Origin of the sequence: Donghicola sp. (assembly GCF_025210255.1) — a bacterium.
Classification (GTDB): domain Bacteria; phylum Pseudomonadota; class Alphaproteobacteria; order Rhodobacterales; family Rhodobacteraceae; genus Donghicola; species Donghicola eburneus.
This window is the reverse complement of record NZ_JAOARZ010000015.1, coordinates 34957-60120: the sequence shown is the minus strand read 5'-3', so window position 1 is coordinate 60120 and position 25164 is coordinate 34957. Positions and strand designations below refer to the sequence as shown.

Genomic DNA, 25164 nt, shown 5'->3' with positions numbered 1-25164 from the left:
TAAGGGGCCTGAACGGCCCTTTTTTGCCTCCGGCGGGGGTACTTTGCCAAGGAGAAGATCAGACGAGCAGACCTTTGGCCGGTTGGATGACCGCTGCGTCGATTCCGCGCCAGTTCTTCTGGATTTTGTTCAGGCGGCTTTGGGCGAGCGGGTGGTTCGTGTCCAGGACGCCTAGTCGCGCCAAGAGCGCAGCGATTGCGCATTCAGAGCCGCGCGTGCCGCCGTCCATGACTTTGAGCGCGATGCCGAGGCCTTGGTTTGGGAGCATTGCGACAAAGACCGCTTCTGCGCCAGTTTTGATGGCGACGGGCGCGGTCACCGCAGACATGAGTTCTGTGCAGGCGCGGCCCGTACCAGCGACGAGTTCCGGATGTTTGAACATGGCGTCGCGCAGACGGGCTTGGGCCTTGCTGCGGGTGTCGCTGCGATTGTGAGCAGTCGCGAAACTGGCCATCGCGCGCGCCAGACCGTGGACCGAGGTTGCGAAGTTGGGCGCAGAGCATCCGTCGATCCCGTAACCCAGACTTTCCATCTGCGTAACCTCTTCGAACGCGTCTTTGCAGGCAGCTTGAACGGGGTGGTCCGGGTCGATGTATTCACTGTGCCCCCCCAAGTGCTGGTTTAAGGTTAGAAAGCCCGTGTGCTTGCCCGAGCAGTTGTTGTGAAGCTGGCAGGCCGTCTTGCCAGAGTCGCGCAGGCGATGTCGCGTTTCGGTATCAGAGGGCGGCTGCACACCGCAGCGCAGGTCAGGTTCGCCGTGCCCGATTGTATCGAGCCACGCTGCGACTCGGTCTGTGTGCTGCGATTGTCCTTGGTGAGAGGCGCAGGCCAGAGCGAGTTGTTCGGTGCCGAGACCAACCGCGTCGGCTGCCCCTGATTCCATAAGGGGCAGCGCTTGTATCATCTTGGCTGAACTGCGGGGGTAGATGATCGTTTCGGGGTCGCCCCAGGCCTCGGTAATTTGGCCAGTTCCGTCGCAAATGACCGCATGGCCGTAGTGCACACTTTCCAGAATTCCGTTGCGCCAGAGTTCTGCCAAAGGGGCGGGATTGTTCATATTCACGACTCCGTTTGGTGATGGCGGAAAGCCGCCATGGGGGCTTTATCCTTTAGGATGTTTTAAGCTACAGTCCGGTCGTCGAGATGCAAACGGTTCGCGCGCAAAAGCATCCGCTTCTTGCGCAACATAGACCGAAAAGAAGAGGCAAGTCAGCTTGGAGGCTGGACGTATGAAATCATTATTCGCGCGTGGTGTTGTCGGGGCGCTTTTTGCTGTCTGCGCTGCGGGTGCGACGGCTCAGCAGGTTTCGAATAATCAGGTGGCCGCCAAAGAAGACTGGTACGTCTATACCGGAGAAAATCCCACCGAATGTTGGGCTGTGTCGATTCCCAAGTCGATCGTAAACACGCGCGACGGCCGCGAAGTGAATGCGACTCGTGGTGAAATCCAGCTGATGGTGTTCTTCCGACCCGCGCAGAGTGTGAGCCAACAAGTGGCGTTCTCTGGCGGTTACCCCTTCCGCGACGGCTCGACCGTGACCGTCGATATCGGCGGAACCAAGTTCGAGATGTTCACACAGGGCGAATGGGCATGGCTGCCCAACCAGTCCGAAGACGACAAGATCGTCAACGCTATGAAGCGCGGTGCGACCGCCACTGTGGTCGGCGTTTCATCCCGCGGGACGACTACGACAGATACCTTCTCGCTGACCGGCTTTACTGCCGCAGTCGAGGATGCGGCGACGCGCTGTAACCAATAAACGCGCCGCGCATAACTGCCATGACAAGGGCCGGACACCCACGTGTTCGGTTCCTTTTGTGTTTTTGTAACGAATCCGCTAAAAGGCGCGCTCAGCCCAAAGGATTAGCGCAATGACGGCCTCTGCACCGATCACTCAAGACGTAATGACCATTCCCCGCAAGCTGCCCGAGGGCGGCAAAGTCAACATCGTGGGGCAGACACGGGATCAGCTGCGCGAGTCGCTGCTGTCGATTGGCACGCCTGAGAAGCAGGCCAAGATGCGTGTGAACCAGATTTGGCAGTGGGTCTATCAGTGGGGCGTGCGTGACTTTGGGGCGATGACCAATCTGGCTAAGGCCTATCGCCAGCAGCTTGACGACAATTTCGTCATCGAAATCCCAGAGATGGTCAGCAAGCAGGTGTCCTTGGATGGCACCCGCAAATATCTGGTGCGGATCGCCGGCGGTCACGAGGTTGAGGTGGTCTACATCCCCGAAACCGATCGCGGCACGCTGTGCGTCAGCTCTCAGGTCGGTTGCACTCTGACCTGCTCGTTCTGTCACACTGGCACGCAAAAGTTGGTTCGGAACCTGACGGCGGGCGAAATCGTGGGTCAGATCATGATGGCGCGCGATGACCTGGACGAATGGCCCCAGCCCGGTGTCGGCACGGGCGACGCAGGCCCGCGTCTGTTGTCCAACGTCGTTCTGATGGGCATGGGCGAGCCGCTGTACAACTTCGATAACGTGCGTGACGCGATGAAGATCGCGATGGACGGCGAAGGCATCAGCCTGTCGCGCCGCCGCATCACCTTGTCCACCAGCGGCGTCGTTCCCGAGATCGCAAAATGCGCCGAAGAGATCGGCTGCATGCTGGCCGTTAGCTTCCACGCGACCGAGGACGAGACCCGCAACAAGCTGGTTCCGATCAACAAGCGTTGGAACATCACCGAACTGCTGGACGCCCTACGCGCCTATCCCAAGCTGTCAAACTCTGAGCGGATCACCTTTGAATACGTGATGCTCAAGGACGTGAATGACACCGACGCGGATGCGCGTCGTCTGGTCAAACTGATCAAGGGCATCCCTGCCAAGATTAACCTGATCCCGTTTAACGAATGGCCCGGTTCGCCCTATCAGCGCTCTGATTGGGAGCGCATTGAGGCGTTCGCCGACATCATTTACAAAGCCGGCTATGCCAGCCCGATCCGGACGCCGCGTGGCGAGGATATCATGGCAGCATGTGGTCAGTTGAAGTCCGCGACAGAGCGCCAACGCAAGTCGCGCGCGCAAATCGAAGCAGAAACCCAAAACGGGTAACCCTGCGACAGACTGTCATGGAACAAATTCGGTCCCTCGCATGTTGGTTAGGTCAATAAGCGAGGGCGAAATATGACATTACACTTTCAAGAGCTGCCTGCGCCTGTAACGGTAGATGGTGCGGAACGACACATCGGCGTTGAAGTCGAGTTTGCGGACCTGAACGAAGAGCAGGCTGCACACATTCTCTCAGAGACTCTTGGAGGCACCGCTGAGCGCGTCAAAGACAACGATTGGAAGGTCACCGGGTCTAGCCTTGGCGACATCCAAGTTTATCTCGATACCGTTTACCGCACTGCTGACAAATCGGTTCTGCGCGACCTTGGCCTGAAACTGGGCCGAGAAGTGATTCCTGTCGAACTGGTCACCGACCCGCTGTCTTTGGGGCAGCTCGGCGAGTTGAACTGTGCGCTCGGGGCTTTGAAAGAAGCAGGCGCAAAAGGGAGCGGTGATGGTTGGTACTATGGGTTCGGTGTTCACCTAAACGTTCAGATCGTCGAAGAGACGCCAGCTGCTGTGCTCAAGCCGCTGCTCGCCTACGCCTTGATCGAGGATTGGATGCGCGAGGCGCGCCCTATCGAAGCGACGCGCACCGTGCTGCCTTGGACAGACGCATACCCCACCGCACTTGTTGAAGAGTTGATCCTGCTCGGGACCGAGCCGTCAGACCGAGCGTTGGTTGAAACTTACACCCGCCATTGCCCTGACCGGAACCGTGGGCTGGATATGCTGCCGATCTTTAAGGCGCTCTGGCCCGACATTCTGGTCGACTCGATCGGCGCGGACAAAGTGGATGGCATTTCTGGTCGCCCGACCTATCACTTCCGCCTGCCCGACAGCCGGATCGACGAAGATGCATGGTCGCTGGAAACCGAATGGAACCGCTGGCTGTTGGTCGAGCAGGTCGCCGCCAAGGACGATCTTCTGACCGAGCTGTCGGATGCATGGCTCGAAAAGCATGGTGCGATCACGCTGTCGCGCCAGCCTTGGGCCGAACGGTCCGGCGACATTCTCTCCAAGCATGGACTGGCGTGAGGTGACGTATGACACGCCCTATTATCGCTGTAACAACGTCCAATCGTTCGGGCTGGAGGATCTTTCCTCTGGTTGCTCTGAACGTCTGGTTTGCCGGAGGTAAAGCTGTGCGCTGGGGTGCTGGCCGTCCCGCTGATCTCGACAAGGTGGATGGCGTCATCATTGGTGGCGGGGATGATATCTCTCCCGACATCTATGGCGGCCAACTTGTGACGTCTGCCCGCTTGGACCACGACCGGGACGCCCTAGAACGCCAAATCGTCGAAGATACAAACGCGCGCGGCATGCCTGTATTGGGGATTTGCCGTGGCAGCCAGATGATCAACGTGGCCCGTGGGGGCACTCTGCATCAGGACGCGTATGGCGTTTACACCAGCAGCAAGAAGCGCTGGACGATTTTGCCGCGCAAGGAAATCTGGGTCGATGACAATACGCGTCTGTCACGGATCGCAGGTCTGCAGCCCATGACCGTAAACTCACTGCACTCCCAAGCTGTCGACAAGGTTGGCGACGGCCTGCGCGTGGCCGCGCGAGACACGGGCGGTATGATCCAAGCTATTGAAAGCATTAAAGAGCCTTTTGCCCTAGGCGTTCAGTGGCACCCCGAGCATCTGATATATGCGCGGCGCCAGCGCCGTATTTTTAGGTCTCTTGTCATGGCCGCGCGGGCTTATCGCAAAGACCTCAAGCAGCTTCAGGCGGTCGATACCCACGTGCGTTTGGACCCCGCATAAAGCGCGGGGCCTCTTGGCCTGAGGCGGCGAAGCGGGTAGGTGCCTGCAAACAGCCAGCCACACGACAGGAGCGCGCCCGTGACCGAGATTGTCATTGAACGTTTGGGACTTCATGGCGACGGCATTGCCGCCGGCCCGATCTACGCGCCCCTGACACTGCCCGGCGAGCGCGTCGAAGGCGAAATCACCGGCGAGCGGATGGAAACCCCGCGTATCGTTGAGCCCAGTTCCGACCGCGTCAAAGCCCCTTGCCCCCGCTTCAAGCGATGTGGCGGATGCAGCTTGCAGCACGCCAGTGACGAGTTTGTCGCCAAGTGGAAAATCGGCGTGGTCGAGACCGCCATGCGCGCTCAGGGACTCGAGGCTCCGATTCGCGGGATTGAGACGTCGCCCGCCGCATCGCGCCGCCGCGCTGTCTTTTCTGCGCGCCGCACCAAATCGGGTGCTCAGGTCGGGTTCCACGTTCGTGGCTCTGACCAGATCGTCGAGATTGATGGCTGCACGCTTCTGGACCCTGAATTGCTGGCCGCCCGCCCCATTGTGGCAGAGTTGGCCAAGGTGGGTGGCAGCCGCAAGGGTGAGCTGAGCGTCACGATCACTCTGACCAAGAACAAGTTGGATGTGCTGGTCACGGGCGGGAAACCTTTGGACGACAAGCTACGCATGGAATTGGGGCCGCTGGCCGAAAAACTCGGTCTGTCCCGTCTGGCTTGGGAAGATGAGACCGTCGCTCTGCGCCACCCGCCCGCACAAGATTTCGACGGCATTCTGGTGACGCCGCCCGCAGGCTCTTTCCTACAGGCGACCCGCCATGGCGAGGATGTCTTGCGTGCCGCCGTGCTGGAGGCTGTTGGTGACGCAGGCTACGTCGCTGACTTTTTCGCGGGCTGCGGGACGTTCAGCCTGCCGCTCGCGCGGAAGACCGAGGTTTGGGCGCTGGAAGGTGTGCGTGAGATGATCCAAGCGCTTGATCTGGGCTGGCGCAACGCCAAGGGCCTGAAAAAGATGAAGGCTCAGGTGCAGGACCTGTTCCGCAACCCTGTGATCGCCGCTGATATGCAAAAGTTGGATGCCGTTGTACTTGACCCGCCGCGTGCGGGCGCTCAGGCGCAGGTGGCCGAAATCGCGCAGACCAAAATCCCCGTGATTGCCTATGTCAGCTGTAACCCCGTTACATTTGCGCGCGACGCAGCCGTTCTTGTGAAGGCAGGTTATCGCCTGAATTGGGTGCAAGTCGTTGACCAGTTCCGTTGGTCTTCCCATGTGGAACTGGCGGCGCGCTTCGATCGCGCCTAAAAGCAACGAAAACGGGACAGGCCTATGAGAGACACGTTGGCAAACTGGCTGGCGCACCCTGCAGTGCGCAACGGAATTATCGGGGTGATCCTGATCAATGCCGTGGTGCTGGGACTGGAAACCTCTGAAACCGTCATGTCGAATATCGGGTGGCTGGTGCGATTGGTTGACTGGATTTGCCTGACGATCTTTGTGCTTGAGCTTGCGGCGAAGTTTTATGCCCACGGCACCCGCTTTTTCCGAAATGGCTGGAATATTTTTGATGCGATCATCGTGGGCAGCGCCCTCATCCCTGGCGGGCACTCGGTGTCGGCCTTGCGGGCGCTACGTATTCTGCGGGTTTTGCGCGTGATCTCTGCTGCCCCCCGTCTTCGCCGTGTGGTTGAAGGGTTGGTTTCTGCCCTGCCGAGCATGGGCAGCGTGTTTCTGTTGATGGCGATCATCTTCTATATTGGTGCTGTTATCTCGACGACACTTTTCGGAGAGTCGTTCCCCGATTGGTTTGGAACGCTCGCTCTCAGCGCATATTCCTTGTTTCAGATCATGACCTTGGAAAGCTGGTCCATGGGTATCGTCCGCCCCGTGATGGAGGTGTATCCTTACGCTTGGGTGTTCTTTGTCCCCTTCATCCTGCTGACGACCTTTGCGGTAGTGAACCTGTTGGTCGGTCTGATCGTGAACTCGATGCAGGACGCTCACTCCGAGGACAAAACTCGTGCCACTGATGATCACCGCGAAGCGGTTTTGGCGCGGCTCGAGGCGATCGAAAAGAAACTCGACAAACTAAGTTCACAATAAGCCTGAGTCAGGTCTGGCCTACTACTGAAGCTGGCATGAATCGTGTATGCCCGAATGCAGAAACAAGCATAAGGGCAGTGAGACATGCGTTTTTTGAAGCTGGCGCTTTGCGCGCTGCTTTTGTTAGGTGCGGCCGCCTGCAGCAGTAAGTTCAAGACCTACAACGGGCCAGAGGTCACACGTGTCGTCGTCTACAAAGAGGCGCGCAGAATGTACCTGTTGCATCACACGCAGGTCCTCAAGACCTACGAGATTCACTTGGGTAACACGCCAAGGGGGCACAAGCAGTTCGAAGGGGACGGCAAGACGCCAGAGGGCCACTACCTCATTGATCGCCGGAATCCGAACAGCAAGTTTCACCTATCGCTCGGGATCGATTATCCGAACGAAGCAGACAGGGCATATGCGAAGTCTCAGGGGAAGGGGCCGGGTGGAGACATCTTTATCCACGGGCGTCCCAAACTTTATCGCAGCTGGGGCGATGACTGGACCGCTGGGTGTATCGCGGTCACAGACAAGGAGATCGAGGACATCTACGCCATGGTGCGCGACGGCACCCCGATCTCGATTTATCCGTAAACAGCTTGGCGCCGCTTATTGCAGGGCCATAATCGGCGCCGAAGCACCAAGCTCCATGGTCCACCAGATCTTGCCGTTGTTCTCTTGGAACCACGCAAAACCCAATTGGTCAGCATCGTCAGACATCAGAACCTTGCGCGTGATGGGGTCTTCTGCCCACGCAGCGAGGGTTTCTGTCTCGGTCTCGTAGGTTTCAGAAATCAGCTCACCCACAAAGTGGCCCGTGTAGCCAACGCGGCGGACGCGGTCGATCGGCGAGGAGCCGTCAGAGCCAAAGTGCCAAGGACGGTTTTGGACTGCCATGTCACGGGCATGAGTCGCGGCAGCGGCGTTCAAGCGCGGCTCGAGCGCGAGTGATCGTTTGCCTGCCGCATTCCTCAGAGCGTTCACCGAATCAAGAATGCCGTACTGAATGCGCGCTTCGTCAGCAGAGCTGATCCGGTAAAGGCGTGGCAGCGGTTTGCCGTCCGGACCCATACGGGGCGGGGTGGGCGCCGGAGAACAGGCGGACAAAGCGACAAGAAAACTAAGAAGTATTGGAAGTAGGCGGAACATGCGGGCCCCTCGGTTGTTTGGCCAAGCCTTACCCGTTGGGGTATGCGGTTTCAAACCCACAGTAGGCCAATCTCTGCGAGTTTACCGTGGTTTGATTTGCGACTGCGGCTTTTCCACCATAGAAAAGTAGCAAATTACCAAGAAATCTGATCATCCGGAGGTAGAGCATGGCTGATCGTAAGGGAACAGGACTGTCTCGGCGCGCCTTTCTGTCGAGCGGGATCGCTGGCGGGCTGACTGCAATGGCAGTACCCGCACTGGCGCAAAGCACTGGCGGCTTCAACGGCGCGGCCACGGTCGAGTTGGAAGGTGCCATCGAACAAGGCGTGCGTCGCAACATCTCGAGCTTCCGCACACTTGAATGGCAGCCTTACTTCAGCAGCCTTCGGAACGGCGCAATTTTGGTCGATGTGGACAGCCGCGCGCTGCACTATTGGTCCGAGGACGAGAGCACCTACAGGTTGTTCCCCACCAGCGTCCCTCTGACCGAAGATTTGACCCGTCGCGGGCGTACTGAAATCACCCGAAAAGTCGAAGGCCCCAGCTGGGCTCCGACCCCCGCGATGAAGGAGCGGAACCCGGAATGGCCTGATTTTGTTGGCCCCGGCCCCGAAAACCCCCTAGGAACCCACGCCCTGTACCTGAGCTGGACTTACTACCGGATCCATGGAACCCATGACACCCGCAAGATCGGGCGCAGATCATCGAACGGATGCATCGGTTTGTACAACGAGCATATCGCGCAACTGTTCGAACTGACCAAGGTCGGTACCCAAGTGTTGCTAATTTGACGACATCAGGGCGAACTCATTGAATCCTCCCACAAGTTAAGTTTGCATTTGGCCAAGATAGCTGGTTAGAAAATTCATACGAGGTAAGTCTTGGGTGCTTGTCGCTGTCCTCAATGAAACGCGGCGGCAAGCTTATACTGGAGGATACTATGAAGAAACTCGTTCTGGCAGCCGCTCTGGCAACCACCGCTTCGACTGCATTTGCTGGCTCGATGGCTGAGCCCGTAATCGAAGCACCCGTAGTCGTGGAAGAAGCAACCACCTCGTCGTCGTCGGCAGGTCTGGTTGTTCCGCTGATCCTGGTTGCTGTTCTGGTTGCAGCTGCTTCGAAGTAATTTCGAACAGATCACTGAAAAAGAAAAAGGCGGTGGGTTTTCCTACCGCCTTTTTCATTTGGTGGTTTTATAGAGGGGCGTTGCCCCTCTCTTGGGGCGGAGCCCCAATTCACTCCCCAGAGTATTTTGGCAAAGATGAAAGGGGCTTAGAGCCAGCCCCCAAGGTTTTCGCGGATGACGGTGGTCAGCGCTTTGATATGCGCAGGATCATCGTTGAGGCAGGGGATGTAAGTGAACTCCTCACCACCTGCGTGTTCAAAGGACTCGCGAATCTCTTCGTTGATCTCTTCGAGTGTTTCAATGCAGTCAGCCGAGAAGGCGGGGGCGCAGACTGCGATGTTCTTTTTGCCTGCTTCGGCAAGGCGCGCGACCTCTTCGACAGTGTAAGGCTGAAGCCATTCTTCGGGACCAAAACGTGACTGGAAGGTCGTGGTAATTTCGGTATCCGCCCAACCAAGACGCTCTTTTAGCAGGCGCGTGGTTTTGGTGCACTGGCAGTGATAGGGATCACCCTCTTTGACCAGGTAGCGCTTGGGCAGGCCGTGATAGGAGCAGACCAGAACGTCGGGTTTTTTGTCGAGCTTGGCGTAGGCCGTCTCGATCGATTGGGCGAGCGCTTCGATGTATTCGGGGTGCTCGAAATAGGGGTCCACGACACGAGCAGTGGGCTGCCATTTTTCCTTCATCAGCGCGCGGAAGAACTGGTCGTTTGCCGTGGCCGAGGTTGCGCCCGCGTATTGCGGGTAGAGCGGGAAGAACAGGATTTTGTGACATCCAGCTTCGACCATCTTGCGGACCACTGACTGGGTCGAGGGGTTGCCGTAGCGCATGCAAAACTCGACCATGATGTTGTCGCCGTATTCAGCCTCTAGGTCGGCCTTGATCGCGGCGGTCTGGTCTTTGGTGATGGTCATCAGGGGCGACTCGTTCGCCTCGTTGTTCCAGATCGAGGCGTAGGCCGCGCCGGACTTCGACGGGCGAGTCGACAGGATCACCAATTGGAGCAGCGGCTGCCAGAGGAATGGCGAGTAGTCGATGACGCGGCGGTCGGACAGGAATTCGTTCAGGTAGCGGCGCATGGACCAGTAGTCGGTGCCATCCGGTGTCCCAAGATTGGCCAGGAGGATGCCGACTTTGGGCTTCTGGACCTTGGGGTGGTCTGCGGGGGCATGCGCGGGGCACTTGGCGGTCGCTTGGGCGTCCAACATGGCGTCGTTCCAATCGTTGTTATTGCTTTGCGGTTGGAGATAAGGGGCCAACCCCTTGGGTCAATCGTTCAGCTTCGTTTCTGTCGTGTTCAGGGCGTCGGCAAGTCTGGCGGCCGCACTGCCGGGACGCAGGGGCTGTGGCTGGCTGCTGTCGGGCGCCCATCCTGTTAGAATGCAGAATTCGAAGGTCGCGGGGATGCGACCATCTGCATCGGCAAAGTTTTCGGCGTAGATGCGCGCCGCTTCGAACAGGACATCGCGGCGCGTCGGGTGGCGCAGGCGCTCGGTCAGAGCGTTTCCTTCGCCCATCATCCGCAGCTCGCGCATCAGGGCGATCGCATTGTCGTAGCGGACCTTGATCCGGAAGGTGTCGCTGACAGGCAGAGCAAAGCCTGCACGCTGCAGCAGGCCCCCGAGGTCGCGGATATCCCCCATGGGCAGCACACGCGGGGACAGACCGCCTGTGACCCGCGATTCGGCTTCGCTGAGAGCCATGCGCAGTTCATTTAGCGTCTGACCACCAAAGAGCGACGCGATGAGCATGCCGTCGGGGCGCAGCGCGCGGCGTAGCTGGATCAGTTGTCCCACCGGATCTTCGGCCCAGTGCAGGTTCAGGGCGTGGATCGCCAGATCGACGCTATCTTCTGCGACATCCAATGTCTCAGTGGGCTTGATCACGCGCGCGTCCGGCAGACGATCTGCCCACAACTGGGGCCAATCACTGACAATCACAGTGTCCTGAAACGACCTGTTAACGATCATCAGGCGATCCTGCATGTCGTCAGCGGCGGTCTCTTGCAAGAAGAGCAGCGGGTTTTGGGCGGCGCGGGCAAGTTGGCGCTGACGCGCCGGCCCGTCGATGAGGGATCTGGGGTTCGACATATGCAAGGTTCTAGTCTGCTGCAGGGGACAATTCAAACGGCGCTTCGAGTTGTGTATCCGCCGCGCTGTCTGGGGTGTAGTGATCCGGTCGGGCAGGACTTTGCGCTCTGTGGTACATGCCGGAGAGAGATACATGTGATCGGCGGGCTGGTCTGCGAGACATGCGGGGTTCCCTTGCCCGGAGAGGAGGGTTTTGGCGCCCATTGCGACAACTGCCTAACGTCCTCGCCGCCGTGGACCGCAGGGCGGGCTGCCATTCTTTACGAGGGGATTGGCCGATCCATCGTGCTTCGGCTGAAGCATGCAGACAGGACGGATATGGCGCGAGGCGTGGCAGGCCTTCTGGCGCAGGCCGCGCGCGAGCTTTTGCACCCTGATACGGTGGTCGTGCCCGTACCCCTGCATTGGCGGCGCCTGGCCATGCGCCAGTACAATCAGGCCGCTCTTCTGGCACAGGAGCTGTCCCGCAAAACCGGTCTCACGTGTGTTCCAGACGCCTTGACGCGCAGCGGTCGGCACGAATCCCTTGATGGTTTGGGGCGGGCGGACCGCTTTGCCGCGCTACAGGGTGCCATCCGCGTGAACCCCAGTCGCGCCGCTCAGATTAAGGATCGTCCTGTGATACTGGTTGATGATGTCATGACCTCTGGTGCGACGTGCGCTGCCTGTACGCAGGCGCTATATTCCTCACAGGTCCGAGAAGTTTCGGTCGTGACCCTCGCACGCGTTGCGCATTCACCCTAAATGAGTTTCAAATTCTGGAAAAGGAACGCGTCATGAAGCCCATCGAAATTTACACCTCGCCTCTCTGCGGCTTCTGCCACGCCGCCAAGCGCCTTCTGGACAAGAAGGGCGCGTCCTATAGTGAAATCAATCTGTTCGAAGAACCGGATCGCCGGTCAGAGATGATGGATCGCGCGCATGGCCGCCATACAGTGCCCCAGATTTTCGTGGGCGAGACCCATGTTGGAGGCTGCGATGAGCTATATGAGCTTGAACGCGCAGGCAAACTTGATCCTCTCTTGGCCAGCGAATGAAGGCGGCGCTGCTCCAGATCACATCTTCGGATGATCCGGCTGCCAATGCAGAGATGCTCCAGCGCCGGATCGCCGAGGCTGCCTCGAACGGAGCAGATTTTGTTCTGACACCGGAGGTCAGCAATTGTGTGTCGACCTCGCGCGATCACCAAATAGCCGTTCTGCGGCACCAAGAGGATGATCCCACGCTGGCGCGTTTGCGCGCCGCAGCGGCAGAGCACGGCATTTGGCTTCTGATCGGATCGCTCGCGCTTAAAACCCACGATGCGGATGGCCGCTTTGCAAACCGGTCGTTTCTGATCAATCCGCAGGGTGATATCGTTGCACAGTACGACAAAATCCACATGTTTGATGTTCAGGTGTCCGAAACCGAGAGCTACCGCGAATCTGCAGGCTACCGTCCAGGGGACCGCGCCGTTCTGGCAGAAACACCCTTTGGCATTGTGGGTCTCACCATTTGCTACGATGTGCGCTTTCCTCATCTGTACCGCGATCTGGCCAAGGCAGGAGCGGGCATCATCTGCGTCCCCGCCGCGTTTTCTCCGGTCACGGGCGCAGCGCACTGGGAAACACTTTTACGCGCCAGAGCCATAGAATGCGGCGCATATGTGCTGGCGCCGGCCCAATGTGGTACCCACCCTTCGAGCGGTGCAAAGGCGCGTTCGACCTACGGGCATAGCCTTGCGGTGGACCCTTGGGGCAAAATTGTCGCATCGGCGGGGGATTTACCGACCATCACCTATGTTGAACTCTGCCTAAAGGAAGTGGCAGAAAGCCGAGCACGCATCTTTGCGCTGGACCATGACCGCCCGTATAGCGGTCCCTTAGACTAAACGCGAAAGACCGGATGGCGATTGAAAAGAACAACGCGCTCGCAGTGACCCTGTTCAGCGAGATACTGACCGTGGACCAGTTGGCCCGCAACCGGCTGTCGCGTGTTCTGCCAAAGGGCATGGAAATCTCGCACTTCTCGGTCCTGAACCACTTGGCGTTCTCGGGCGAAGAGCGTACTCCGGCGCAACTGGCAAAGTCGTTTCACGTCACGCGCGGTGCCATGACCAATACGCTGAACCGTTTAGAATGGGCGGGCTACGTGCACATCCGGCCCGACTGGGACGACGCGCGCCGCAAAATGGTGGCGATCAGCCCTGCTGGCAAACGCGCTCGCGATCTGGCGCTCGAGGCGATCACACCTATGATTCAGGAAGTGGTCAGCGCCCTTGGTGACGAAAAAGTCCGCGCGGCCCTACCGACCCTGCGCGAACTCCGTCTTAGGTTAGAAGAAAACCAGTAGGCTTCTTTTTGCCCTAAATACTCAAAATCCAATCCGTGCCACCCTCACGCGGGCTTGGTGCTCGCGGTGACATAGTTCACGCTCAGATCCCGCGAAGACAGGCTCCAGCCCCACGTGATCGGGTTGAACACAAAGCCCGTGCGATCCACTGGGTTCAGGCCAGCCTTCGAAATCAGCGCACACAGCTCGTCCGGGGTGATGAACTTGTTCCACTCGTGGGTGCCCTTGGGCAGCCAGCGCATCACATATTCTGCGCCGACAATCGCCATGGCAAAGCTCTTGGCGTTTCGGTTGATCGTCGAGCAAATCATCAGCCCGCCGGGCTTCAGCAATTGCTGGCAGGCGTCCAAGTAGGCCTGCGGATCGGCCACGTGCTCGACCACTTCCATGTTCAGCACCACGTCGAACTGTTCGCCCGCAGCAGCCATCGCCTCGGCTGTGGTAAAGCGGTAGTCGATGTCCAAACCGGATTGTTCGGCGTGAATGCGCGCCACGGGCAAGTTTCGCTCGGCAGCATCCGCTCCGACCACGGTTGCACCAAGGCGCGCCATGGGTTCGGACAATAGGCCGCCGCCACAGCCGATATCCAGCAAACGCAGTCCTTCAAACGGCTTTGCGGCCGACCGATCCCGCCCAAACTCACCGGCGATTTGGCTGGTAATATATTCCAGACGGCAGGGGTTGAGCATGTGCAGGGGCTTGAATTTACCGTTCGGGTCCCACCACTCTGCGGCCATTGCTTCGAATTTTGCAACTTCGCTGGCGTCTACGGTGGTCTGCTGCGCTTGCATTCTGATCTCCCTGTTGGTCTTCTGGGCCTCTACGCCTCATATAGACCTTTCAACAGAAAATTCTCGGCCCAAATGCGCGCAGCTCAATTCCTATATCCAAGCCTGGCTCCCTTTGACCAGCGCATGCTCGACGTCGGTGACGGCCATACGGTCTATGTCGAACAATGCGGCAACCCAGACGGCATTCCTGTACTGGTGCTTCATGGCGGCCCCGGTGGTGGCTGTAGCCCAACGATGCGCCGCTACTTTGATCCCGAAGTCTATCGCGTTGTCTTGTTCGACCAGCGGGGGTGTGGTCGTTCTAGGCCTGCCGCGTCGGTCGAGGCGAACACCACATGGCATCTGGTGGCCGACATTGAGCTGATCCGCGAGACGTTGGGGATCGAGAAGTGGGTCGTCTTTGGGGGTAGCTGGGGCGCCACGTTGTCTCTGATCTATGCGGAAACCCACCCCGAACGGGCGATGCATCTGGTGTTGCGCGGCGTGTTCCTGATGACGCAGAGCGAACTCGACTGGTTCTATGGCGGCGGGGCAGGGCGCTTCTGGCCGGATGTATGGAACCGCTTTGTTGCACTAGTGCCAGAGGATGAACGCGGCGACCTCATCGGGGCCTACCATAAACGCCTGTTCGGCGAGGATACGCCAGAGCAAATCAAGTTTGCCCGCGAGTGGACCGCTTGGGAAAATGCGCTCGCATCTGTCGCGTCGAATGGCCCCAGCTTTTATGACACGCCTGCCGACTACGCGCGGGTCTTTGCGCGGCTCGAGAACCACTATTTCGTCAATGCGGGCTTCCTGAAGACGGACGGTCAGATCCTGACAGACTTGCCCAAGCTCAAGGGTATCGGCGCGACAATCGTTCAGGGACGCTTTGATATGATCTGTCCCCCCGAAGGCGCGTGGAAGCTCAAAGAGGCGTGGCCAGATGATCTGTGCGACTTGCGTATGATCCCCACGGCGGGTCACGCGCTCTCAGAACCGGGCATTTCGTCTGAATTAGTGCGCGTAATGGACATGCTGCACAGTGTTCGCCTGCGATCGTTGCTGGGTTGATTGACTTGGCGGCCTCAATGGCGCAGGCATGGAAACAGTTTGTTCAGGAGAGCCATATGAAAAAGGCGCTGGTCACAGGTTCCGCAGGGTTTATTGGGTTTCATCTTAGCCAGAAGCTCTTGCAAGAGGGCTTCGAGGTTATCGGCTTTGATAGCCATAACGACTACTACGACGTCGCACTGAAAGAGGGCCGCGAGCAGATCCTCAAGCAGTCGCCCTCGTTCAAGCCGGTCCGCGAAAAGCTGGAAACGCCGAACGCGCTGCGCACCCTGATCGGGGACGAGAAGCCGGACGTGATTGTCCATCTCGCGGGTCAGGCAGGTGTGCGCTACTCGATCGATAACCCCCAGAGCTATGTCGAGGCCAACCTGATCGGCGTCTTCAATCTGCTCGAGGCGGTTCGCGCGACCCCCTGTCAGCACCTTCTGATGGCGTCCACCAGTTCGGCCTATGGCGCGAACTCCAAGATGCCGTACGTGGAGACTGTGAAAGCCGACCACCAGATGTCCTTCTACGCCGCGACCAAGAAGGCGAACGAGGCGATGGCGCATTCCTATGCCCACCTCTACGACATGCCGATCACTATGTTCCGGTTCTTTACCGTGTATGGTCCGTGGGGCCGCCCCGACATGGCGCTGTTCAAATTCACCAAGGCGATGCTGAACGGCGATCCGATCGACATCTATAACCACGGCAAGATGATGCGGGACTTCTCGTATATCGACGATCTGGTGCAGGGGATTCGCTTGCTGATCGACGCGGTTCCGCAGCGCCCTGCGTCCGAAGCCGACATCGCCGAGCACGACAGCCTGAGCCCTGTGGCCCCGTGGCGCGTGGTGAATATCGGGAACGCCTCGCCGGTGCAGCTGATGGACTTCATCACCGCACTAGAGGATGCCTTGGGCGTTGAAGCGAAAAAGAATTTGATGCCGATGCAGGCCGGTGACGTGCCCGCGACTTGGGCCGACACCACCCTCCTTAGCAGCCTAACGGGCTATGCCCCGAGTACGCCGGTGAAAGAAGGGGTTAAGCGTTTCGTCGAGTGGTACCGCGAGTTCTACACCTAAGAATCAAGGCCCCTCTTGCTTTTCTGCGCAGAGGGGCCTATATCGCGCTCAACAGCGGCGCGTTGGGAACAACGTTCCACCGGGAAAGATCAACGGGCCGCGAGCCCGTTTTTTTGTGCCCGGAGGCACGCTGATATGACCAACGATCTGATCGCAAAGACTGCCATTGACCGGCGTCTCGCTGAAATCGTCGGCCCCGTTATCGAAGATATGGGGTTCGAACTGGTGCGCATCCGTCTGCAAGGCGGGAACACCCCGCTGCTGCAAATCATGGCTGACAAGCCCGATGGCGGCATCGAAGTGGACGATTGTGCTGATATTTCGACCGCCGTGTCCGCTGTGATGGATGTTGAGGACCCGATCGTCGAAGCTTACACTTTGGAAGTGTCGAGCCCCGGCATCGACCGTCCTTTGACCCGTCTCAAGGACTTCGAGAATTTCGAGGGCTACGAGGCCAAGGTCGAGACCAGTGAACTCATCGATGGCCGCCGCCGCTTCAAAGGCACTTTGGCGGGTGTCGAAGAGGATGAAGTGCTGATTACCATTTCCGAGGGTACCATCGGTCTGAAATTTGACTGGCTGAGCGATGCGAAGCTGGTCCTGACCGACGACCTGATCCGCGATATGCTGCGTGCCCGCAAAGCCGCCGGTGTCGTAGACGAAAACGAATTTGACCTGATCGAAGAAGAGACAGCCGAGTCCGGCTCTGAGGAGAACTGAGATGGCAATCACGTCCGCAAACCAGCTGGAACTGCTGCAAACCGCCGAGGCTGTGGCCCGCGAAAAGATGATCGACCCCGGTCTGGTCGTCGAAGCGATGGAAGAGTCGCTCGCGCGTGCGGCAAAGTCCCGTTACGGCGCCGAGATGGACATCCGTGTGAGCATCGACCGTAAGACCGGCCGTGCTACCTTTACCCGTATTCGTACCGTGGTCGAGGATGAAGAGCTCGAGAACTATCAGGCAGAGCTGACCGTTGCGCAAGCCAAGCAGTACATGGCCGATCCCCAAGTGGGCGACGAGATTGTCGACGAAATTCCCCCTGTGGAACTGGGCCGTATCGCTGCGCAGTCGGCCAAGCAGGTCATTTTGCAGAAGGTCCGCGAAGCAGAGCGTGATCGTCAGTACGATGAATTCATCGACCGCAAGGGCACCATCATCAATGGCGTCGTGAAGCGTGAAGAATACGGCAACGTCATCGTCGATATCGGCCGTGGCGAAGGCGTCCTGCGCCGCAACGAAAAGATCGGCCGCGAGAGCTATCGCCCGAACGACCGTGTGCGCTGCTTTATCAAAGACGTGCGCCGCGAAGCGCGTGGTCCGCAGATTTTCCTGTCGCGCACCGCACCCGAGTTCATGGCAGAGCTGTTCAAGATGGAAGTGCCCGAAATCTACGACGGTATCATCGAGATCAAAGCTGTGGCTCGTGACCCTGGTTCGCGTGCGAAAATTGCGGTCGTCAGCAATGATGGCTCGATTGACCCCGTCGGTGCCTGCGTTGGTATGCGCGGTAGCCGCGTGCAGGCCGTTGTAAACGAATTGCAGGGCGAAAAGATCGACATCATTCCGTGGAACGAGGACATGCCGACCTTCCTCGTGAACGCGCTGCAGCCTGCAGAAGTGTCGAAAGTGGTTCTGGACGAAGATGCAGAGCGCATCGAAGTTGTTGTGCCTGACGAGCAGCTTTCGCTGGCGATCGGTCGCCGCGGTCAGAACGTGCGTCTGGCCAGCCAGTTGACCGCTCTGGACATCGACATCATGACCGAGAGCGACGATTCGGCGCGCCGCCAGAAAGAGTTCGAAGAGCGCACACAGCTGTTCATGGACACTCTGGATTTGGACGAGTTCTTTGCCCAGTTGCTGGTCTCCGAAGGCTTCACCAATCTCGAAGAGGTTGCGTATGTCGAAGTGGACGAACTGCTGGTCATCGACGGTGTGGACGAAAGCACCGCGGAAGAGCTTCAGGCCCGTGCCCGCGACTATCTGGAAGCTCAGAACGCCAAGGCTCTGGACGCCGCTCGCGCACTGGGTGTCGACGAGGGACTGGTTGAATTTGATGGCCTGAGCCCCCAAATGGTGGAAGCGCTCGCGAATGATGGCGTTCTGACGCTTGAAGATTTCGCAACTTGTGCCGACTGGGAACTGGCGGGTGGTTGGACCACCGTCGACGGCCAGCGCGTCAAGGATGATGGCATCCTCGAGAAGTTCGACGTCTCGCTCGCCGAAGCTCAGGATCTGGTGATGACCGCTCGCGTGATGCTGGGTTGGGTCGATCCAGAAGAGCTGGTGGGTGACTCTGCCGAAGAAACTGAAACTGAAGAGAGCGAAGCAGAGGAATAATCCTCTGCCGCTGGAGTAGACCTGAATGAGCCGTGGTGGTGCAGACAAAGACCGAGAGAACGGTCCAGAACGCAAGTGCATTGCGACCGGAGAGGTTGGGTCTACTGAAACGATGATCCGCTTCGTGGTCGGACCGGACAACCAGATCGTCCCCGATGTGCTGGGAAAGCTTCCCGGTCGGGGAATCTGGGTAAGTTCGACCCGAGAAGCGCTGGACAAGGCCGCAACCAAGGGTCTGTTCAGCCGCGCTGCAAAAACCAAGGTCACGGTCCCCGAGGGCCTGACCGAAACGGTCGAGCAGCAGATTTCGCGGCGGGTGGTCGATCTGATCTCGCTGGCCCGCAAAGGCGGACTGGCGGTCGCTGGCTATGAAAAGGTTAAGGATCTCTTGATCAAAGAGGACGCCTACGTCCTGCTTCAGGCCTGCGACGGATCTACACGAGGGAAGTCCAAACTCTCGACCCCGCATAGGGGAAAATACATTGGATGGCTGACCGCAGACGAGTTGGGGGCAGCCTTTGGTAGGGAAACTGTGATTCATAGCGCGCTTGGGTATGGCGGACTCAGCAACCGTGTTGTAGAGGAAGCCACAAGATTGAAAGGCCTGCGCGCGCAAGACGGCGGAATGGGCCGCCGGGAAGGGTAAAACAGCTAGATGAGCGACAACAATAACGACGGCAAGAAGACTCTGGGTGTTCGCGGTGGCGGAGCGGGTGGACGCTCTGGCAATGTGAAGCAGAGCTTTAGCCACGGTCGCACCAAGAATGTGGTGGTGGAAACCAAGCGGAAACGCGTGGTCACCCCCAAACCCGGTGCTGGAAAGTCCGGTGGCGCAAACCCCAAACTTGGCGATCCGTCCAAGCGTCCCGCCGGTATCTCCGACGCGGAAATGGAGCGTCGCCTGAAGGCATTGCAGGCTGCGAAGGCCCGCGAAGCCGAAGATCAGAAAGCTCGGGAAGACGAGGAGAAGCGCCGCGCCGAAGAGCGTGAGCGTCGCCGCGCCGAGATCGAAGCCAAAGAGCGCGAAGAGCGTGAGCGCGAAGAAGCGGCCAAACGTAAGGCCGAAGAAGAAGAGCGCGAGCGCAAAGAAGCGGAAGAGGCCAAGAAAGCTGCTGAAAAAGCCGCTGCCGACGCCAAAAAAGCCGCTGCCGCGAAGCGTAACGAGCCCGCTCCTGCCACGCCTGCCGATGCTCAGGCAGCTGGTCAGAACGCCGACAACCGCCGTGGTGGCGCGCCGAAGCCGGCTGCAACCCCTTCGCGCAAGAAAGAGGGCGGTCGCGAAGACGACAACCGTCGCAACAAAGGTGGTCGCAACGACGGACGCCGTTCTGGCAAGCTGACCCTGAACCAGGCGCTGTCTGGTGGTGAAGGCGGCCGTCAGAAATCCTTGGCTTCGATGAAGCGCAAGCAAGAGCGCATGCGTCAGAAGGCCATGGGCAACCAAGAGCGCGAAAAGATCGTCCGTGACGTTCAGCTGCCCGAAGCCATTGTGGTTTCGGAACTGGCGAACCGTATGGCCGAGCGAGTGGCTGATGTTGTTAAAGAGCTCATGAAAATGGGCATGATGGTGACACAAAACCAGACCATCGACGCAGATACCGCTGAACTGATCATCGAAGAATTCGGCCACAAAGTGGTGCGCGTTTCCGATGCTGACGTTGAAGACGTGATCACCTCGTTCGAAGACAAAGTAGAAGATCTGCAGTCGCGTCCCCCGGTCATTACGATTATGGGCCACGTTGACCATGGTAAAACTTCGCTTTTGGACGCGATCCGTAATGCGAACGTGACCTCTGGCGAAGCCGGCGGCATCACTCAGCATATCGGTGCGTATCAGGTGACCACCGATAACGGCGCGGTTCTGTCGTTCCTCGATACACCCGGTCACGCGGCCTTTACCTCGATGCGCTCGCGTGGTGCTCAGGTAACTGACATCGTGGTTCTGGTTGTTGCAGCGGATGACTCGGTTATGCCGCAGACCATCGAAGCGATTAACCACGCCAAAGCGGCGGGCGTTCCGATGATCGTCGCGATCAACAAGTGCGATAAGCCCGAAGCCGATGCCATGAAGGTGCGGACCGAGCTCTTGCAGCACGAAGTTGTCGTTGAGGCGATGTCCGGTGAAGTCCAAGATGTTGAAGTCTCGGCGAAAACTGGCTTGGGTCTAGATCAACTGCTGGACGCAATCGCGCTGCAGGCGGAAATTTTGGAACTCAAGGCGAACCCCGATCGCGCGGCCGAAGGTGCTGTGATCGAGGCGAAGCTGGACGTCGGTCGCGGTCCCGTTGCCACCGTTCTGGTGCAGAAGGGTACTCTGAAGCGTGGTGACATCTTCGTTGTGGGTGAGCAGTGGGGTAAAGTCCGCGCGCTGATCAACGACAAAGGCGACCGTGTTGATGAGGCAGGCCCCTCTGTTCCGGTCGAGGTTTTGGGTCTGAACGGCACGCCCGAAGCGGGTGACGTTCTGAACGTTGTGGAAACTGAAGCTCAGGCACGCGAGATTGCGGAATACCGCGAGAACGCAGCGAAAGAGAAGCGCGCCGCCGCTGGCGCCGCGACCACTCTCGAGCAGCTGATGGCCAAGGCAAAGGCTGATGAGAACGTCAGCGAACTGCCGATCTTGGTCAAAGCAGACGTGCAGGGCTCGGCCGAAGCTATCGTTCAGGCGATGGAAAAGATCGGCAACGACGAAGTACGTGTTCGTGTTCTGCACTCTGGCGTGGGCGCGATCACCGAGACCGACATCGGCCTGGCAGAAGCCAGCGGCGCGCCGGTCTTTGGCTTCAACGTGCGTGCGAATGCGTCGGCTCGGAATAGCGCCAACCAAAAGGGTGTTGAGATTCGCTACTACAGCGTGATCTACGATCTCGTGGACGACGTGAAAGCAGCTGCGAGTGGCCTTCTGTCGGCCGAGATCCGCGAAAACTTCATCGGCTACGCCGAGATCAAAGAAGTCTTCAAGGTTACCGGCGTGGGCAAGGTTGCTGGCTGTCTGGTCACCGAAGGTGTGGCACGTCGTTCGGCGGGTGTGCGCTTGCTGCGTGACAACGTGGTTATCCACGAAGGGACGCTCAAGACGCTCAAGCGCTTCAAGGACGAAGTCAAAGAAGTGCTGTCCGGTCAGGAATGCGGTATGGCGTTCGAAAACTACGACGACATTCGCCCGCAGGACGTCATCGAAATCTTCGAGCGCGAAGAAGTCGAACGTACGCTCTGATCGTACGACAGTTAGGAAATTCGAGCGGCCCTTCGGGGCCGCTTTTCTTTTGTCTTGTAGGAATTTGGCACAAAAAAAGAGGTCCCCAGGGACCTCTTTGTAGTGTGAGTGGTGGGTAAGTCTTCTTATTTGATAGTCGCGGGACGACCGGCAATCTCACGGTTGTCCACGCGGACGAGAATGCGGCCGTCTGCCAGATCTCGTACGTAAAGTCCTTGCACGGAAACCGAGGTCCCGAAAGTGATAGTGCGCATCATGTCATCATCCTCCGCCAGACATTGCGTACCTATAATATACGCGAGCACGCCTGAAAAAGCATCATAAAAACGTCATGTTTGGGACTAAGGCCCTATCGAATTAGGATAACGCTTGACTAGCCTTTTTGCCGCATACTGATATATCGGCCTCGGAATTACACAGCCAGTTTGAGAGGCAAATGGTTAATAAATAGTTTACAGCCAGTCTCTCAGAACGGGTATCAGCGGAATATCAGCCGGAGGCATGGGGTAATTGCGCAAATCCCGTGCATGTGCCCATGCAAGTTGCTGGCCTTCGCGGGGTACGGGGACGCCCTCCCATTTCCGACATGCGAACAATGGCATTAACAAATGAAAACTGTCGTAAGCATGTGACGCAAATGTGAGGGGAGCGAGGCAGCTGTTCCACGTCTCGATCCCCAGTTCTTCGTGCAACTCGCGCACGAGAGCATCCTCGGGTGATTCGCCTTCTTCGACCTTGCCGCCGGGGAATTCCCACAGACCAGCCATTGATTTGCCCTCGGGGCGCTGTGCGAGCAAAACGCGCCCATCGGGATCGATGAGCGCGACGGCAGAAACCAGAACAATCTTGTTGGTCACGAGCGATAGTCCGCGTTGATTTCGATGTAGGTATGGGTGAGGTCGCAAGTCCAGACGGTTGAGGACCCATCAGCGAGTCCAAGATCGACGTTGATCGTGATCTCTTGCTCTTTCATGACGGCTGCGCCTTGCTCTTCTTTGTAGTCTGGGCTGACCCAACCTTTTTCCGCCACGAGGATATCGCCAAAGCGGATAGTCAACAGATCACGGTCTGCTTCGGCGCCGGACTTGCCGATGGCCATGACGACGCGACCCCAGTTTGGATCCTCGCCTGCGATGGCGGTTTTCACCAGAGGTGAGTTTGCTATGGCCATCGCGTGCACTTTGGCCTGCGCATTGTTGCGTGCGCCCGTGACGTTAATGGTCACGAATTTCTGTGCGCCTTCGCCGTCGCGCACCACTTGGTGCGACAGGTCCAGCATCACGTCATGCAGAGCATCGCGGAACGCTTTGGTGTCGTGGCTCACAGTCGCGCCAGAGGCACCTGTCGCGGCCATCAGAAGCGTGTCAGAGGTCGAGGTGTCGCTGTCTACTGTAATGCAGTTAAAGGTGCTGTCTGTGAACGCGCTGACGAGCGACTGCAAATCGGCTTGTTCAATTTTGGCATCGGTAAAGATGTAGACGAGCATCGTCGCCATGTCAGGGGCAATCATGCCCGAGCCTTTGGCGATGCCCGCGATGTTCACCGTTTTGCCGTCGACCTCGAAGGTCGCGCAGGCGCCTTTGGGGTAGGTGTCGGTGGTCATGATCGCGTGGGCGGCGTCTTCGATCCCGTTCTCGTCAAGCTTGCCTTTGAGCGTGTCTAATGCTGCGATGATCCGCTCGTGCTTCATTGGCTCGCCAATTACACCAGTCGAGGACGTGAAAACGCGGGGAATCGGGGTCTCCATGATCTCTGAGACAGAGGTGGTGATTGCACGGACGGACTCAACGCCTGCCTTGCCGGTAAAGGCGTTGGAGTTGCCTGCGTTCACCAGAATGACGGCGCCCTCTTCGGGGGCACCGCCGATTTTGTCCTGGCAGTCCAAGACCGGAGCTGATCGTGTGGATGATTTCGTAAAGACGCCAGCAATGCTGCTACCTGCGTCCAATGCAACCATCATCACGTCGGTTCGGCCTTGGTACTTTACGCCCGCTGCGTGGCTCGCGAAGCGCGCACCCTTGATGACGGGCAGTTCGGGAAAGGCCTCGGGGGCCAGAGGCGAACGGGCGTATTTGGCCATTTATTGCTCCAAAAGATCCATTTGGTTGATGACCGCAGGATCAAAGTCCTCTGCGGTGTTGCGCTCAACATCCGCTTTATCGGTGAGCGCTGCAACCTGCTCTTCAACTGCGGCGGCCTGAATTTCGGCAGTCAGCTCTTCACGGACTTCGTCCAGCGACGGTGCTTCTTTCTCGCGGGTCTCGTTCAGCTTGATGACATGCCAGCCAAACTGGGTTTGCACAGGCTCTGCCGAGATGGCGCCAGCCTCTAGGTCCATGACCGCATTTTCGAATTCCGGCACCATCATGCCCGCGCCAAACCAGCCCAGAGAGCCGCCGTTGGGGCCCGAAGGACCTGTCGACTTTTCTTTGGCAACTTCTTCAAAGTCCGCGCCGCCGTTGATCTCTTCGATAATGGCTTTGGCTTCGTCTTCGCTCTCGACCAGAATGTGGTTCGCGTTGAATTCAGTTTCGCCGCCTGCATTCGTATACTTGGCGTCATACGCCTCTTGCAGCTTGGCGTCGGTGACCGCCTCCATAGCGATGTTTTCGATGACCTCAGCCGCAGTCAGAGCGCGGGCTTCGTTCTCGAGAGCCAGTTCAAGGCCGCGAGGCTTCTCAGTCAGGGTGTCCGACAGAACCTGCTGTTGGATCAGCTGATCCATCAGGCCGTTAAACAGCACTTCGGGGGGCAATTGTTGATACTGCTGGGGCAGCGTCGTCCGCGCGACCAGCAGGTGACCCAGCGTAATCTCTTTGCCGTTGACGGTTGCGAGTACGGTATCAGCGGTCGGAGCGTCCTGCGCTGAGGCGGACAGGCCGATGCCCATCGCAAAGACAGCGGCAGACAGAGTTTTGAGTGAACGCATGAAAATAGGGTCCTTCGGGTTAACTGCGCTGGTGCGCAACGTTGACACTGTGGGTACAGCCACTTACATCGCCTTGGGGCCTGTAGCGGCTGCCGCGTCATCTTTTTAGGGATTAGGTCCCAGCGCAGCAAGCGGATGCCTCGCACGAAAACGTTAGGAAGCGGG

28 protein-coding genes are annotated in these 25164 nt (G+C 58.5%); 19 read left to right on the top strand and 9 right to left on the bottom strand.

The window, feature by feature from the left end:
* Positions 1-58 precede the first annotated feature (58 nt).
* The gene (locus N4A58_RS05050; protein WP_293708221.1) at positions 59-1057 is read right to left on the bottom strand and encodes an asparaginase; all 999 of its coding nucleotides are present in this window, start codon (positions 1055-1057) and stop codon (positions 59-61) included.
* Between the two features lie 172 nt (positions 1058-1229).
* On the opposite strand from N4A58_RS05050, the gene N4A58_RS05045 reads away from it, so the two are divergent.
* The 7 genes from N4A58_RS05045 to N4A58_RS05015 all read left to right on the top strand — a co-directional run bounded on the left by N4A58_RS05045 (position 1230) and on the right by N4A58_RS05015 (position 7502).
* Positions 1230-1760: an invasion associated locus B family protein gene (locus tag N4A58_RS05045; protein WP_072708793.1), complete on the top strand. Its 531-nt coding sequence runs from the start codon at positions 1230-1232 to the stop codon at positions 1758-1760.
* A 112-nt stretch (positions 1761-1872) separates the two neighbouring features.
* On the top strand, positions 1873-3060 hold the full coding sequence (gene rlmN, locus N4A58_RS05040) for a 23S rRNA (adenine(2503)-C(2))-methyltransferase RlmN (RefSeq protein WP_293708220.1): 1188 nt from the start codon (positions 1873-1875) through the stop codon (positions 3058-3060).
* Positions 3061-3132: 72 nt separating this feature from the next.
* Entirely contained in the window at positions 3133-4095 is a 963-nt protein-coding gene (locus N4A58_RS05035; RefSeq protein ID WP_293708219.1) for an amidoligase family protein, read from the top strand.
* Positions 4096-4103: 8 nt separating this feature from the next.
* Entirely contained in the window at positions 4104-4829 is a 726-nt protein-coding gene (locus N4A58_RS05030; protein WP_072708787.1) for a gamma-glutamyl-gamma-aminobutyrate hydrolase family protein, read from the top strand.
* Positions 4830-4907: 78 nt separating this feature from the next.
* Complete coding sequence (locus N4A58_RS05025) at positions 4908-6125, top strand: class I SAM-dependent RNA methyltransferase (protein WP_293708218.1); 1218 nt, start codon at positions 4908-4910, stop codon at positions 6123-6125.
* Between the two features lie 24 nt (positions 6126-6149).
* The gene (locus N4A58_RS05020) at positions 6150-6923 is read left to right on the top strand and encodes an ion transporter (protein WP_293708217.1); all 774 of its coding nucleotides are present in this window, start codon (positions 6150-6152) and stop codon (positions 6921-6923) included.
* Between the two features lie 84 nt (positions 6924-7007).
* Positions 7008-7502, top strand: coding sequence for a L,D-transpeptidase family protein (locus N4A58_RS05015; protein ID WP_293708216.1), 495 nt, complete (start codon positions 7008-7010; stop codon positions 7500-7502).
* Between the two features lie 15 nt (positions 7503-7517).
* On the opposite strand, the gene N4A58_RS05010 is transcribed toward N4A58_RS05015, so the two are convergent.
* Complete coding sequence (locus N4A58_RS05010; protein ID WP_072708779.1) at positions 7518-8057, bottom strand: CAP domain-containing protein; 540 nt, start codon at positions 8055-8057, stop codon at positions 7518-7520.
* A 167-nt stretch (positions 8058-8224) separates the two neighbouring features.
* On the opposite strand from N4A58_RS05010, the gene N4A58_RS05005 reads away from it, so the two are divergent.
* Positions 8225-8848, top strand: a complete 624-nt coding sequence (locus N4A58_RS05005) for a L,D-transpeptidase (protein WP_293708215.1) — start codon at positions 8225-8227, stop codon at positions 8846-8848.
* 149 nt (positions 8849-8997) lie between these two features.
* Positions 8998-9183: a hypothetical protein gene (locus N4A58_RS05000; RefSeq protein ID WP_072708775.1), complete on the top strand. Its 186-nt coding sequence runs from the start codon at positions 8998-9000 to the stop codon at positions 9181-9183.
* 146 nt (positions 9184-9329) lie between these two features.
* Here the strand turns inward: N4A58_RS05000 and hemH are convergent, their stop codons facing one another.
* Both hemH and N4A58_RS04990 read right to left on the bottom strand, forming a co-directional pair.
* Entirely contained in the window at positions 9330-10391 is a 1062-nt protein-coding gene (gene hemH, locus N4A58_RS04995) for a ferrochelatase (RefSeq protein ID WP_293708214.1), read from the bottom strand.
* 60 nt (positions 10392-10451) lie between these two features.
* Positions 10452-11273, bottom strand: coding sequence for a methyltransferase domain-containing protein (locus tag N4A58_RS04990; RefSeq protein ID WP_293708213.1), 822 nt, complete (start codon positions 11271-11273; stop codon positions 10452-10454).
* Here N4A58_RS04990 and N4A58_RS04985 point away from each other — a divergent pair, their 5' ends adjacent.
* The 4 genes from N4A58_RS04985 to N4A58_RS04970 are packed head-to-tail and all read left to right on the top strand — an operon-like array spanning position 11274 to position 13604.
* A complete protein-coding gene (locus tag N4A58_RS04985) occupies positions 11274-12017 on the top strand; it encodes a ComF family protein (RefSeq protein WP_293708212.1) in 744 nt (247 codons plus the stop codon).
* Between the two features lie 32 nt (positions 12018-12049).
* Positions 12050-12310, top strand: coding sequence for a glutaredoxin 3 (grxC, locus tag N4A58_RS04980; RefSeq protein ID WP_072708768.1), 261 nt, complete (start codon positions 12050-12052; stop codon positions 12308-12310).
* Positions 12307-13143 carry a carbon-nitrogen hydrolase family protein gene (locus N4A58_RS04975; protein ID WP_293708211.1) on the top strand — a complete coding sequence of 279 codons (837 nt, stop codon included), beginning with the start codon at positions 12307-12309 and terminating at the stop codon, positions 13141-13143. Before grxC ends, N4A58_RS04975 begins: the two co-directional genes overlap by 4 nt.
* 14 nt (positions 13144-13157) lie before the next feature.
* Positions 13158-13604 carry a MarR family transcriptional regulator gene (locus N4A58_RS04970; protein ID WP_177218586.1) on the top strand — a complete coding sequence of 149 codons (447 nt, stop codon included), beginning with the start codon at positions 13158-13160 and terminating at the stop codon, positions 13602-13604.
* 44 nt (positions 13605-13648) lie between these two features.
* Here the strand turns inward: N4A58_RS04970 and ubiG are convergent, their stop codons facing one another.
* Entirely contained in the window at positions 13649-14395 is a 747-nt protein-coding gene (gene ubiG / locus N4A58_RS04965; RefSeq protein WP_072708762.1) for a bifunctional 2-polyprenyl-6-hydroxyphenol methylase/3-demethylubiquinol 3-O-methyltransferase UbiG, read from the bottom strand.
* Between the two features lie 72 nt (positions 14396-14467).
* On the opposite strand from ubiG, the gene pip reads away from it, so the two are divergent.
* The 6 genes from pip (at position 14468) to infB (ending at position 22070) form a co-directional block, all read left to right on the top strand.
* Positions 14468-15448, top strand: coding sequence for a prolyl aminopeptidase (pip, locus tag N4A58_RS04960; protein WP_293708210.1), 981 nt, complete (start codon positions 14468-14470; stop codon positions 15446-15448).
* Between the two features lie 56 nt (positions 15449-15504).
* Complete coding sequence (locus N4A58_RS04955; RefSeq protein WP_293708209.1) at positions 15505-16515, top strand: SDR family NAD(P)-dependent oxidoreductase; 1011 nt, start codon at positions 15505-15507, stop codon at positions 16513-16515.
* A 135-nt stretch (positions 16516-16650) separates the two neighbouring features.
* Complete coding sequence (gene rimP / locus N4A58_RS04950; RefSeq protein ID WP_293708208.1) at positions 16651-17235, top strand: ribosome maturation factor RimP; 585 nt, start codon at positions 16651-16653, stop codon at positions 17233-17235.
* A gap of 1 nt (position 17236) precedes the next feature.
* A complete protein-coding gene (gene nusA / locus N4A58_RS04945; protein ID WP_072708750.1) occupies positions 17237-18853 on the top strand; it encodes a transcription termination factor NusA in 1617 nt (538 codons plus the stop codon).
* 25 nt (positions 18854-18878) lie between these two features.
* A complete protein-coding gene (locus tag N4A58_RS04940) occupies positions 18879-19499 on the top strand; it encodes an RNA-binding protein (protein WP_072708747.1) in 621 nt (206 codons plus the stop codon).
* 9 nt (positions 19500-19508) lie between these two features.
* Entirely contained in the window at positions 19509-22070 is a 2562-nt protein-coding gene (gene infB / locus N4A58_RS04935) for a translation initiation factor IF-2 (RefSeq protein WP_293708207.1), read from the top strand.
* Between the two features lie 125 nt (positions 22071-22195).
* Here the strand turns inward: infB and N4A58_RS04930 are convergent, their stop codons facing one another.
* The 4 genes from N4A58_RS04930 to N4A58_RS04915 form a co-directional block, all read right to left on the bottom strand.
* Positions 22196-22327, bottom strand: coding sequence for a hypothetical protein (locus tag N4A58_RS04930; RefSeq protein WP_092464157.1), 132 nt, complete (start codon positions 22325-22327; stop codon positions 22196-22198).
* Positions 22328-22522: 195 nt separating this feature from the next.
* Entirely contained in the window at positions 22523-22927 is a 405-nt protein-coding gene (locus tag N4A58_RS04925; protein WP_072708742.1) for a (deoxy)nucleoside triphosphate pyrophosphohydrolase, read from the bottom strand.
* A complete protein-coding gene (gene argJ / locus N4A58_RS04920; RefSeq protein WP_072708739.1) occupies positions 22924-24150 on the bottom strand; it encodes a bifunctional glutamate N-acetyltransferase/amino-acid acetyltransferase ArgJ in 1227 nt (408 codons plus the stop codon). The genes N4A58_RS04925 and argJ overlap by 4 nt, the downstream gene beginning before the upstream one ends.
* Positions 24151-24999, bottom strand: coding sequence for a peptidylprolyl isomerase (locus N4A58_RS04915; protein ID WP_072708736.1), 849 nt, complete (start codon positions 24997-24999; stop codon positions 24151-24153).
* Between the last annotated feature and the right edge of the window lie 165 nt (positions 25000-25164).